We start from the raw sequence: 12,739 nt of genomic DNA on the forward strand, positions 1-12,739 counted from the left end.
CGCGCTGTTTTTTACGCGATACTTGCCAGCGACCTACTGTGCCGTATTACAGTCACGGTCTATTCGCCGCAGTTCTCCCGACTCGAGTGCCCATGAACGAACAGTTGCAACCCCTCAAGAAACAACCGCGAGCAGGCAAAGCCGGCCGCAGCGGAACCCAGGACGATATTGTCTACGCGCATATCTTCGAGGCCATCCTCGAACAGCGTCTGGCGCCCGGTACAAAATTGAGCGAAGAAGCGCTGGGGGAAATCTTCGGGGTCAGCCGCACCATCATTCGCCGCGCGCTCTCGCGTCTGGCCCATGAAGGCGTGGTGCTGTTGCGGCCGAACCGTGGCGCCGTCGTCGCCAGCCCGAGCGTTGAAGAAGCGCGTCAGGTGTTTCTCGCTCGTCGTCTGGTCGAACGTGCGATCACCGAGCTGGCGGTGCAACACGCCACCGCCGAGCAGATCGCCGAATTGCGCCAGATGGTCAACGACGAGCGCGACAGCTTTTCTCGTGGCGATCGCGGCGCCGGTATTCGTCTGTCGGGCGAATTCCACCTGAAACTAGCGGAAGCGGCGATGAACGCCCCGCTGATCAGCTTCCAGCGCAGTCTGGTTTCGCAGACCTCGCTGATCATTGCCCAGTATGAAAGCGGCAACCGCTCGCACTGCTCGTATGACGAACACACGCAGTTGATCGATGCGATCGAGAAACGCGACGGTGAGCTGGCGGTGAATTTGATGATGCACCACATGGATCACATCGACAGCAAGCTCAACCTCGATGAGGAAGGTGCGTCGGATGATCTGCATGCGGTGTTCTCGCATTTGTTGCAGACCAAGAAGCCGGGGCGTCCAGCGGCCAAGCTCTAACTTAGACCGAGTCGACCCAATCGCTGGCAAGCCAGCTCCCACAGGGATTTGTGGGGTTCACCAAATCTGCGATACATCGAGAAACCTGTGGGAGCTGGCTTGCCAGCGATAGCAATCTGACAGGCAACAAAAATCCCCCGGGGTGCACACTACCGGGGGATTTTTTATGCCTTGGAAAAAACTTAGCGCTGATGCACCAAAGCACCCGCCGCATACGTCTGTTGCACCGTGCGGTCATCGCCCAGCGTCATCAACACAAACAACGACTCGGCAATGTTGTTGGCCTGCTTCAAGCGGTAGCTCAGCAGCGGCGTCGCGTTGTAATCCAGCACCAGGAAGTCAGCGTCGCTGCCCGGTTGCAGGTTGCCGATCTTGTCTTCCAGACGCAGCGCTCGCGCACCGCCCAGTGTCGCCAGATACAGCGACTTGAACGGGCTCAGTCGCGCACCTTGCAGTTGCATCACCTTGTACGCTTCGTTCAGCGTTTGCAGCAGCGAGAAACTGGTGCCGCCGCCGACGTCAGTGCCCAGGCCGACGTTCAGTTTGTGCTTCTCTGCCATCGGCAGGTTGAACAGGCCGCTGCCGAGGAAGAAGTTCGAGGTCGGGCAGAACGAGATCGCCGAGCCGGTCTCCGCCAGTCGCGCGCATTCGTCGTCGCACAGGTGCACGCCGTGGGCAAATACCGAGCGCTCGCCGAGCAGTTGGTAGTGATCGTAAACGTCGAGGTAGCCTTTACGCTCCGGGAACAGCTCCTTGACCCACTCGATTTCCTTGAGGTTCTCGCTGATGTGGGTCTGCATGTACAGATCCGGGTATTCGGTCAGCAGTTGCCCGGCAAGGGTCAGTTGTTCCGGTGTGCTGGTCGGCGCGAAACGCGGAGTGACCGCATAGTGCAGACGACCCTTGCCGTGCCAGCGCTCAATCAGCGCCTTGCTTTCGACGTAGCTCGATTCAGCGGTGTCGGTCAGGTAGTCCGGCGCGTTGCGGTCCATCATCACCTTGCCGGCGATCATCCGCAGGTCGAGCTTCTCGGCCGCTTCGAAGAACGAGTTCACCGACTGCGGATGCACGCTGCCGAACACCAGCGCGGTGGTGGTGCCGTTGCGTAGCAGTTCCTTGATGAAAATGTCGGCGACGTCATCGGCGTGGGCCTTGTCGCCGAACTGGCTTTCGCACGGGAAGGTGTAAGTGTTCAGCCAGTCGAGCAGTTGCTCGCCGTAGGCACCGACCATGCCGGTTTGTGGCAGGTGGATGTGGGTGTCGATGAAGCCTGGGGTGATCAGCGCGTCTTTGTGGTGCTCGATTTCGATGTCCGCCGGCAGGGTCGGCAGCAAATCACTGGCGTGGCCGAGGGCGCTGATCTTGCCGCCATCGACCACCAGCAGGCCGTCCTCGAAATATTCGTAGGAGGCTTCGATCCCGACTTCGGCGGGGTCGGCGATGCTGTGCAGGATGGCGGCGCGGTAGGCTTTGCGAGTCAGAGGCATGAGGGTTCTCTAATCAGTTTGAGGCTTTGAGTTTGGTCGCCTGACTGCGCCGCGAAACCGGCAGCAGTTTGGCAATCGGTTCGGCGCTGGCGGTCTGCTGGCCGAAGTTGGCGTTGTAGGTGGCGATGATTTCGCCGGCGATGGAGATGGCGATTTCCACAGGCAGTTTGCCTTTGACTTCGCCGATGCCCATCGGGCAGCGCATGCGTTGCACGACGCCGCTGTCGAAACCGCGATCACGTAAACGGTGTTCGAATTTGGCGCGTTTGGTCTTCGAACCGATCAGGCCGAAGTAGGCGAAGTCGTTGCGCTTGAGAATCGCGGCAGTGAGTTCAAGGTCGAGCTGATGGTTGTGGGTCATGACGATGCAGTAGCTGCCGGCGGGCAGCTCATCGATTTCATCCACAGGCTCTTCGGCGACGATTTTACGCACGCCGTGGGGGATCTGTTCGGGGAATTCGGCCTCGCGCGAATCGATCCAGCGCACCCGGCAGGGCAGGCTGGCGAGCAGCGGCACCAAGGCGCGGCCAACGTGGCCGGCCCCGAACACGGCGATCTGCGCCTGCACCTGGCCCATCGGTTCGAACAGCAACACGGTGGCGCCGCCGCAGCACTGGCCCAGGCTGGCGCCGAGGCTGAAGCGCTCCAGATGGGTGTCCTGCTTACCGCTGGCGAGCATTTCGCGGGCGATCTGCATGGCTTTGTATTCCAGGTGCCCGCCACCGATGGTGTCGAAACTCTGATTGGCGCTGATGACCATTTTCGAGCCGGCGTTGCGTGGCGTCGAGCCGAGTTCTTCGATGATCGTTACCAGAACGCAGGGTTCGCCCCGGTTCTGCAGGTCGGCGAGGGCGTCGATCCAGTTGTACATATGTCACCCCTACAACATCGTTGTCTGTTCGGGCCTCTTCGCGAGCAGGCTCGCTCCCACAGGGAAATGCATTCCAAATGTGGGAGCGAGCCTGCTCGCGAATGGCCGCGCCTCGGTCCTAGAGCGGAGCCAACTCGGTTTCAGCTGCAACCGCTTTTACAGTCTTCAACTGACGCATCTGCTCACACCCCCACAACACCCGCTCCGGCGTCGCCGGCGCATCGATCTGCGGCTGATGCTTGTAATCACCGAGGCTCGCCACGGCATCCTTGATCGCGCACCACGAGGCAATCCCGAGCATGAACGGCGGCTCACCGACAGCCTTGGAATGGAACACCGTGTCTTCCGGGTTCTTGCGGTTTTCCACCAGTTTCACGCGCAGGTCGAGCGGCATGTCCGCCACGGCCGGGATCTTGTAGCTGGCCGGGCCGTTGGTCATCAGCTTGCCTTTGTTGTTCCAGACCAGCTCTTCCATGGTCAGCCAGCCCATGCCCTGAATGAAGCCACCTTCGACCTGACCGATGTCGATGGACGGGTTCAGCGAGGCGCCGACGTCGTGCAGAATGTCGGTACGCAACATCTTGTACTCGCCGGTCAGGGTGTCGACGATCACTTCGCAGCACGCCGCGCCGAAGGCGAAGTAGTAGAACGGACGGCCACGGGCCTGGCTGCGGTCGTAGTAGATTTTCGGGGTCTTGTAGAAGCCAGTGCTCGACAGCGACACCTGATTGAAATACGCCTGCTGGATCAGCGCTTCAAAGGTCAGGATATGGTCGCGAACACGCACGTGGCCATTGTGGAACTCGACGTCTTCTTCAGTGACTTTGAAGTGACGCGCAGCGAATTCGACCAGACGTTTCTTGATGATTTCTGCCGCGTTCTGCGCCGCTTTACCGTTCAAGTCAGCACCGCTGGAGGCGGCGGTCGGCGAGGTGTTCGGCACCTTGTCGGTGTTGGTCGCGGTGATCTGCACGCGATCGATTTCAACCTGGAACACTTCGGCCACGACCTGCGCGACTTTGGTGTTCAGACCCTGACCCATTTCCGTGCCGCCATGGTTCAGGTGGATGCTGCCGTCGGTGTAGATGTGGATCAGCGCGCCGGCCTGGTTCAAGAAACTCGCGGTGAAGGAAATACCAAATTTAACCGGGGTCAGCGCCAGGCCTTTTTTCAGGATCGGGCTGTTGGCGTTGTAGCGACGGATCGCTTCGCGGCGCTCGTGATACTGGCTGCTTTCTTCCAGTTCGGCGGTCATTTCCTCGAGCATGTTGTGCTCGACGGTCTGGTAGTAATGGGTGACGTTGCGTTCGGTCTTGCCGTAGTAGTTGGCCTTGCGCACGGCGAGCGGATCGAGTTGCAGGTGACGGGCAATCGCGTCCATCACTTCTTCGATCGCGACCATGCCTTGCGGGCCGCCGAAACCACGGTAAGCGGTGTTCGACGCGGTGTTGGTCTTGCAGCGGTGACCGTTGATGGTCGCATCGCCGAGGTAGTACGAGTTGTCGGAGTGGAACATCGCGCGGTCAACGATCGACGCGGACAAGTCCGGCGAGCAGCCGCAGTTGCCGGCCAGGTCCATGTTGATCCCGTGCAGGCGTCCGGTGCTGTCGAAGCCGACGTCATACTCGACGTAGAACGGGTGACGCTTGCCGGTCATCAGCATGTCTTCGACGCGCGGCAGGCGCATCTTGGTCGGCTGGCCGGTGAGGTGCGCGACCACCGCGCACAGGCATGCAGGGCTGGCTGCCTGGGTTTCCTTGCCGCCGAAACCACCGCCCATGCGGCGCATGTCGACGACGATTTTGTTCATCGACACGTCGAGCACTTCGGCGACCAGTTTCTGCACTTCGGTGGGGTTCTGCGTCGAGCAGTAGACGATCATGCCGCCGTCTTCGGTCGGCATTACCGAGGAGATTTGCGTCTCCAGGTAAAAGTGTTCCTGACCGCCGATGTGCAGCGTGCCTTGGATGCGGTGTTCAGCCGTGGCCAGCGCAGAAACGGAGTCGCCGCGCTGGTGGGTGTGGCTGTCGAGGACGAAGTGGCGTTTGCGCAGGGCTTCGACCACATCAAGCACTGGCTCGAGATCTTCGTATTCGATGATCGCGGCCATCGCCGCTTTGCGCGCGGTTTCCAGATCTTTCGCGGCGACGGCGAGCACCGGTTGACCGACGAATTGCACATCATCGATGGCCAGCAGCGGATCGCCCGGCATCAACGGGCCGATGTCTTTCAGGCCCGGCACGTCTTCGTGAGTGATGGCGATGCGCACGCCCTCGAAGGCGTAGCACGGCGCGGTGTCGATGCTGATGATCTTTGCGTGGGCATGGTCCGACATGCGTGCATACAGGTGCAGCTGATTCGGAAATTCCAGGCGATCATCGATGTACTGCGCTTCACCGGACACGTGCTTGGCGGCGCTGTCGTGCTTGACGCTGCGGCCGACACCGGAGGTCAGGTCCTTGGCGAACAGTTCAGCCAGTTCAGCTTGGGTTTTTTCTACGCCGTGATGGTTAGACATAAGCGGTCACCCGAGTCTCGATGTGCGGTGTTTGCAGTTCGATGAAGTATTTACGCAGCAGGTTCTGCGCGCTGAGCAGGCGATATTCCTTGCTGGCGCGGAAGTCCGAAAGCGGCGTGAAATCTTCCGCTAGTGCGGCACAGGCGCGTTCGACCACGGCGTTGTTGAACGGCGCACCGATCAGCGCAGCTTCACAGTGGGCAGCGCGTTTCGGGATCGCGGCCATGCCGCCGAAGGCCATGCGCGCATCGGTGATCACACCGTTTTCGACGCGCAGGTTGAACGCGGCGCAGACGGCGGAGATGTCATCGTCCAGACGCTTCGACACTTTATAGGCGCGGAACAACTGTTCAGCCGTGGTGCGCGGGACGATGATCTTTTCGATGAATTCACTTTCCTGACGGGCCGTGACTTTGTAGTCGATGAAGTAATCGTCGAGGTTCAGGGTGCGGCGGGTTTCGCCCTTGCACAGCACAACCTGTGCGCCGAGAGCGATCAGCAGCGGTGGCGAGTCACCGATCGGCGAGGCGTTGCCGATGTTGCCGCCGAGGGTGCCCTGATTGCGGATTTGCAGCGAGGCGAAGCGATGCAGCAATTCGCCGAAGTCCGGGTACTCGGCGTTCAACGCTTCGTAGCAGTCGGAGAGGGCGGTGGCGGCACCGATTTCAATGCGGTCTTCGAAGGTGTCGATGCGCTTCATTTCCGCGACGTTGCCGACGTAGATCATCACCGGCAGGGTGCGGTGGAACTGGGTAACTTCCAGTGCCAGATCGGTACCGCCAGCGAGCAGGCGCGCTTGTGGGTAAGCGTCGTAGAGATCGGCCAGATCAGCGACGGTCAGCGGCACCAGGCAGCGCTTGTCACCGCTGTTGAGTTCGCCGATATCGGTCGGGGCGATGGCTTTGAGGCGCGCGATGGTCTCCGCTTCGCGGGCATCGAACTGATCCGGTTGCTTGCCGCAGCAGGATTGCTCGGCAGCCGCCAGAATCGGCCGGTAGCCGGTGCAACGGCAGAGGTTGCCGGCCAGCGCTTCGTGAGCCTTGGCGTGATCCGGTGCATCGCTGTTCTTTTGCAGGGCGAACAGCGACATGACGAAACCGGGGGTGCAGAAACCGCACTGCGAGCCGTGGCACTCGACCATGGCTTTTTGCACGCTGTGCAGTTCACCTTTGTGTTTGAGGTCTTCGACGCTGATCAGTTGTTTGCCGTGCAGCGACGAGACGAACGTCAGGCACGAATTGAGGCTGCGATAGCGAATGTGTTCGCGACCCTCGTCATCCGTTTGCAACTCGCCGACCACCACGGTGCAGGCGCCGCAGTCACCACTGGCGCAACCTTCTTTGGTGCCGGACTTGCCCACGTGTTCACGCAGGTAATTGAGCACAGTCAGATTCGGGTCCAGGGCGTGCTCGCTACGGAGTTCCTGGTTAAGTAAAAACTGGATCACGGAAGGCCTCGCAGACTCATTATTGTTGTTAACCGACTTGAGCCGAATTTAGCAGGTCTGACTTTTCGGTCAATGGTTTTCTGACTTAAAGGTCAGGAAAAAGCATTTCGTCGATCAACAACGTGTCTATTCAGTATTGACCTTCATTGGTCACCCTGCTTTTTTGCGGGAATCGTGCCAAAAACCGCTGAGTGGGCACTCCGCCATGACCGTGCATTTGCGCTACACTGCGCCGCTTGTGCAGATCGATAGAGTTTGAAGGACAACCATGACGTTCAAGGCGCCGGACAGCCTCGCCGAGCAAATCGCTCACCACCTCGCCGAACGCATCATTCGTGGCGAAATGAAGCCGGGAGAGCGCATCCAGGAACAGAAGGTCACGCTGGCCCTCAATGTCAGCCGCGGCTCGGTCCGCGAAGCCTTGCTGATCCTCGAACGCCGTCACCTGATCGCGATCCTGCCGCGTCGTGGTGCGCACGTCACCGAAATGACGCCGCACAAGGTGCAGAGCCTGTGCACGCTGATGAGCGAGCTGTACATCCTGCTCGGCAATTCGGTAGCCAATGGCTGGCAAGTGCAGTCGGACATGGCGCCGTTCGTGCAGATCCAGCAGCGCCTGACCGCCAGCTACGAGCGTCAGGACATCCGCAGCTTCGTCGACGACAGTTTCAGCGTGATGCGCGCGGCCTATCCGTTCGCCAACAATCCGTACCTACAAGAAACGGTCGAGAACCTGCAACCGGCGATGAGCCGCGCCTACTTCCTCGCCCTCGAACAGCGCAAGGCCTCAATGAGCGAGTTCCTCGAACTGTTCGAACGCCTGCTGGCCGCCGTGCTCGCCCGTGATTTGCCACAGATCCGCATCGTGCTGACGGCTTACGCCCAGCGCAGCTGCGATCTGGTGGTTTCCGCGCTGACGGTTGCCTAAGCGTGCGGCTCAAGTGCATCAAACTGGCGGGATTCAAATCCTTCGTCGACCCGACCACGGTGAACTTCCCCAGTAACATGGCGGCGGTCGTCGGGCCGAACGGTTGCGGCAAGTCGAATATCATCGACGCCGTACGCTGGGTGATGGGCGAGAGTTCGGCGAAGAACCTCCGTGGCGAGTCGATGACCGACGTCATCTTCAACGGCTCGACCAGCCGCAAACCGGTGAGTCAAGCGAGTATCGAGCTGGTTTTCGACAACTCCGACGGCACGCTGCTGGGCGAGTACGCCGCCTACGCCGAGATTTCGATTCGCCGTAAAGTCACCCGCGACAGCCAGACCACGTATTACCTCAACGGCACCAAATGCCGGCGTCGCGACATCACCGATATTTTCCTCGGCACCGGCCTCGGCCCGCGCAGCTACTCGATCATCGAGCAGGGGATGATCTCCAAGCTGATCGAATCCAAGCCGGAAGATCTGCGCAACTTCATCGAAGAAGCCGCCGGCATCTCCAAGTACAAGGAGCGCCGCCGCGAGACCGAAAACCGTATCCGCCGCACCCATGAAAACCTCGCGCGTCTGACTGACCTGCGCGATGAGCTGGAGCGCCAACTCGAACGCCTGCACCGCCAGGCCGAAGCGGCGAAGAAGTATCAGGAATTCAAAGCTGAAGAACGCCAGCTCAAGGCGCAACTGTCGGCCTTGCGCTGGCAGGATCTGAATGATCAGGTTGGCCAGCGCGAGTCGATCATCGGCACCCAGGAAGTCAGTTTCGAAGCCTTGGTCGCCGAGCAGCGCAATGCCGACGCGGCCATTGAGCGCCTGCGCGACGGTCACCATGACCTGTCCGAGCGCTTCAATCTGGTGCAAGGGCGCTTCTATTCGGTCGGCGGCGACATCGCCCGGGTCGAGCAGAGCATCCAGCACGGCCAGCAGCGTCTGCGGCAGTTGCAGGACGACTTGAAAGAGGCCGAGCGCGCCCGTCTGGAAACCGAGTCGCACCTGGGCCACGACCGCACGTTGCTGCTGACCCTCGGCGAAGAGCTGGACATGCTCACCCCCGAGCAGGAAGTCACCAGCGCTGCCGCCGAAGAGGCTGCTGCCGCGCTGGAAGATTCCGAATCCGTCATGCACGGCTGGCAGGAGCAGTGGGACGCTTTCAACCTGACCGCTGCCGAACCGCGTCGTCAGGCCGAAGTCCAGCAGTCGCGCATCCAGCAGCTGGAAACCAGCATGGAGCGTCTGGCTGATCGGCAGAAACGTCTCGGTGAAGAACGCGCGTTGCTCTCGGCTGATCCGGAAGACGCGGCGATCATGGAACTCAATGAGCAGCTCGCCGAGTCCGAAGCGACGCTCGAAGATTTGCAGACCAGTGAGGAAGCGCAGGTCGAAAAGCTTGAACAACTGCGTCAGGAATTGCAGCAAGCGCTGATCGCGCAGCAGCAGGCGCAGGGTGATCTGCAGCGGCTCAACGGTCGCCTGGCGTCCCTCGAAGCTTTGCAGCAAGCCGCGCTCGATCCGGGCACCGGCACCGCCGAATGGCTGAAGGAACACAACCTCGCCGAGCGTCCGCGTCTGGCCGAAGGCCTGAAGGTCGAGGCGGGTTGGGAGCTGGCGGTGGAAACCGTGCTCGGCGCCGATCTGCAAGCGGTGCTGGTCGACGACTTCAGCGGATTCGATTTGTCCGGATTCACCCAAGGCGATCTGCGCCTGCTCAGCCCGGCCAGCGATGGCGTGCGTGTGGCGGGCAGCTTGCTGGATAAAGTCGACGCGCAGATCGATCTGTCGCCGTGGCTCGGTCAGGTCAAACCGGTCGACAGCCTTGAGCAGGCCTTGGCTTTGCGCGGGCAGTTGAGCGCTGGCGAGAGTTTGATCAGCCGCGACGGTTACTGGGTCGGTCGGCACTTTTTACGCGTACGACGGGCCAGCGAAGCGGAAAGCGGCATGCTCGCCCGTGGCCAGGAAATCGAAGCGCTGCACCTCGAGCGCGAAGAGAAAGAAGCCACGGTCGAGGCCATGGAAACCCGTCTGCAAACCCTGCGCGCGCAACAGCGTCAGCAGGAAAACGGCCGCGAGCATTTGCGTCGTTTGCTGCAAGACGAAGCGCGTCAGCAAGGCGAGTTGAAAGCGCAACTGTCCGCCGGTAAAGCCAAGGCTGAACAGCTCACCCTGCGTCGTACTCGTCTCGATGAGGAGCTGGTCGAACTCGGCGAGCAACGCGAACTCGAGCACGAACAGATCGGCGAAGCGCGCATGCAATTGCAGGAAGCGCTGGATGCCATGGCGCTGGACACCGAACAGCGTGAGTTGCTGCTGGCCCAGCGCGACAGCCTGCGCGAACGCCTCGACCGTGTGCGTCAGGAAGCGCGGCAGCACAAGGATCACGCGCATCAATTGGCCGTGCGTCTCGGCTCGTTGCGCGCGCAGCACGACTCCACGCGTCAGGCGCTGGAGCGTCTGGAAATGCAGGCCGAGCGCCTCACCGAAAAGCGTGAACAGTTGAGTCTGAACCTGGAGGAGGGCGAGGCGCCGCTGGAAGAGCTGCGCCTGAAACTCGAAGAGTTGCTCGATAAGCGCATGACCGTCGACGAAGAGCTGAAGACCGCGCAGATCGCCCTCGAAGACGCCGATCGCGAATTGCGCGACGCGGAAAAACGCCGGACTCAGGCTGAGCAGCAATCGCAGTTGATTCGTGGCCAGCTCGAACAGCAACGCATGGAATGGCAAGCCCTGACCGTGCGCCGCAAGGCTCTACAGGATCAATTGCTCGAAGACGGCTACGATCTCAACGGCGTGCTCGCGACATTAACCGCGCAAGCCAGTGAACGCGAAGCCGAAGAAGAACTCGAACGCATCAATGCGCGGATTCAGCGCTTGGGTGCGATCAACCTCGCGGCCATCGATGAATACACGCAACAATCCGAGCGTAAACGTTATCTGGATGCGCAGGACGCCGATCTGGTCGAAGCACTGGAGACCCTGGAAAACGTCATTCGCAAGATCGACAAGGAAACCCGTAATCGCTTCAAAGATACCTTTGATCAGATCAATGGCGGTTTACAGGCGCTTTTCCCAAAAGTTTTCGGTGGCGGGCGCGCGTATTTGGAACTGACGGGCGAAGATCTACTCGATACAGGGGTAACGATCATGGCGCAGCCGCCAGGGAAGAAGAACAGCACCATCCATTTGCTCTCCGGCGGGGAAAAAGCCCTGACCGCGCTGGCACTGGTGTTTGCCATCTTCAAATTGAACCCGGCGCCGTTCTGCATGCTCGATGAAGTTGACGCGCCGCTGGATGACGCTAACGTTGGACGCTACGCACGCTTGGTCAAAGAGATGTCGCAGACCGTGCAGTTCATCTATATCACCCACAACAAGATCGCCATGGAAATGGCTGAGCAGTTGATGGGCGTGACGATGCATGAACCGGGTTGTTCGCGACTGGTAGCCGTGGATGTCGAGGAGGCGATGGCGATGGTGGACGCCTAGCGGCGCAGCTTCTAGCGACAAGCTTTGAGCTACAAGCTAGAAGCTTACGGCTCGAAGCCTGAGCGAAGCGAGCCCACAATTTGCGCAGCGATTTCGACAGACGGTGTAAAGTTGTCTTTGGTCGTGCTAGTTTAATGTCAATTTTTCGTATACGTGGGCAAAACGCCTGTCAGAACATAGAGTTGGCGCCACGTTTTAAAGCGGTTTGCACAATGTAAACCCCTTATTTTTCAGCATTTTTTATAGAGGCACGGGATTACATGGAAATCGGTCTGCGCGAGTGGCTGATCGTCATCGGCATCATTGTGATAGCCGGTATTCTTTTCGATGGCTGGCGCCGTATGCGCGGCGGCAAGGGAAAACTGAAATTCCGTCTTGACCGAAGTCTGTCCAACCTGCCGGACGAGGACACCAGCGCTGAGCTGTTGGGCCCGGCCCGTGTACTGGATACGCACCAAGAGCCACAGCTGGATGAACACGATCTGCCGTCGGTGAGCATGCCGGCCCGCGAAGCACGCGAGCCTCGCGAGTCCGGCTCGAAACGTGGCAAGCGTGGCGGCAACGGCCCGGCTCAGGGCGACCTGAACCTCGACCTGGATCTGGACGGCGGCCCGAGCTTCAGCAGTCGTGACGACGATTTCGTTGAAGGTACAAAACCTGCGCCAGCGGTGGCCGACAAGGATCAACCGCAAGCCGAAGAAGTCTTGGTCATCAGTGTGATCTGCCGTGACGCTGCCGGCTTCAAAGGCCCGGCGCTGTTGCAGAACATCCTGGAAAGCGGTCTGCGTTTCGGCGAGATGGATATTTTCCACCGCCACGAAAGCATGGCCGGCAACGGTGAAGTGCTGTTCTCCATGGCCAATGCGGTCAAGCCGGGCATTTTTGATCTGGACGACATCGACCATTTCAGCACCCCGGCGGTGAGCTTCTTCCTCGGCCTGCCAGGCCCGCGTCATCCGAAGCAGGCCTTCGACGTGATGGTGGCCGCAGCCCGCAAGTTGTCGCAGGAACTGAACGGCGAGCTGAAAGATGACCAGCGCAGTGTTCTGACCGCGCAGACCATCGAGCACTACCGTCAGCGCATCGTTGAATTCGAACGCCGCGCCCTGACCCAGAAGCGCTAAGGCCAAGATCAAAAGA

8 protein-coding genes are annotated in these 12,739 nt (G+C 60.3%); 4 read left to right on the forward strand and 4 right to left on the reverse strand.

Annotated elements, in window-relative coordinates; translation table 11 throughout:
• The first annotated feature begins 92 nt into the window (after positions 1–92).
• Positions 93–857, forward strand: coding sequence for a GntR family transcriptional regulator (locus RMV17_RS09360; protein WP_007918375.1), 765 nt, complete (start codon positions 93–95; stop codon positions 855–857).
• A 182-nt stretch (positions 858–1,039) separates the two neighbouring features.
• On the opposite strand, the gene guaD is transcribed toward RMV17_RS09360, so the two are convergent.
• The 4 genes from guaD to xdhA form a co-directional block, all read right to left on the reverse strand.
• Entirely contained in the window at positions 1,040–2,344 is a 1,305-nt protein-coding gene (guaD, locus tag RMV17_RS09365; RefSeq protein ID WP_311886326.1) for a guanine deaminase, read from the reverse strand.
• A 13-nt stretch (positions 2,345–2,357) separates the two neighbouring features.
• A complete protein-coding gene (gene xdhC / locus RMV17_RS09370; RefSeq protein ID WP_311886327.1) occupies positions 2,358–3,215 on the reverse strand; it encodes a xanthine dehydrogenase accessory protein XdhC in 858 nt (285 codons plus the stop codon).
• Positions 3,216–3,333: 118 nt separating this feature from the next.
• Positions 3,334–5,733 (reverse strand): xanthine dehydrogenase molybdopterin binding subunit, encoded by a 2,400-nt coding sequence (xdhB, locus tag RMV17_RS09375; protein WP_311886328.1) that lies wholly within the window; start codon positions 5,731–5,733, stop codon positions 3,334–3,336.
• The gene (xdhA, locus tag RMV17_RS09380) at positions 5,726–7,180 is read right to left on the reverse strand and encodes a xanthine dehydrogenase small subunit (protein WP_311886329.1); all 1,455 of its coding nucleotides are present in this window, start codon (positions 7,178–7,180) and stop codon (positions 5,726–5,728) included. Before xdhA ends, xdhB begins: the two co-directional genes overlap by 8 nt.
• Before the next feature lie 268 nt (positions 7,181–7,448).
• On the opposite strand from xdhA, the gene RMV17_RS09385 reads away from it, so the two are divergent.
• From RMV17_RS09385 to zipA, 3 genes are all read left to right on the forward strand, one after another.
• Positions 7,449–8,108, forward strand: a complete 660-nt coding sequence (locus RMV17_RS09385; RefSeq protein ID WP_108226630.1) for a GntR family transcriptional regulator — start codon at positions 7,449–7,451, stop codon at positions 8,106–8,108.
• A 2-nt stretch (positions 8,109–8,110) separates the two neighbouring features.
• Positions 8,111–11,599 (forward strand): chromosome segregation protein SMC, encoded by a 3,489-nt coding sequence (gene smc, locus RMV17_RS09390; RefSeq protein ID WP_311886330.1) that lies wholly within the window; start codon positions 8,111–8,113, stop codon positions 11,597–11,599.
• Between the two features lie 260 nt (positions 11,600–11,859).
• Positions 11,860–12,723: a cell division protein ZipA gene (zipA, locus tag RMV17_RS09395; protein ID WP_108226628.1), complete on the forward strand. Its 864-nt coding sequence runs from the start codon at positions 11,860–11,862 to the stop codon at positions 12,721–12,723.
• Positions 12,724–12,739 lie beyond the last annotated feature (16 nt).

The organism is Pseudomonas sp. VD-NE ins, from assembly GCF_031882575.1.
In the GTDB taxonomy this organism is placed as follows: domain Bacteria; phylum Pseudomonadota; class Gammaproteobacteria; order Pseudomonadales; family Pseudomonadaceae; genus Aquipseudomonas; species Aquipseudomonas fluorescens_BZ.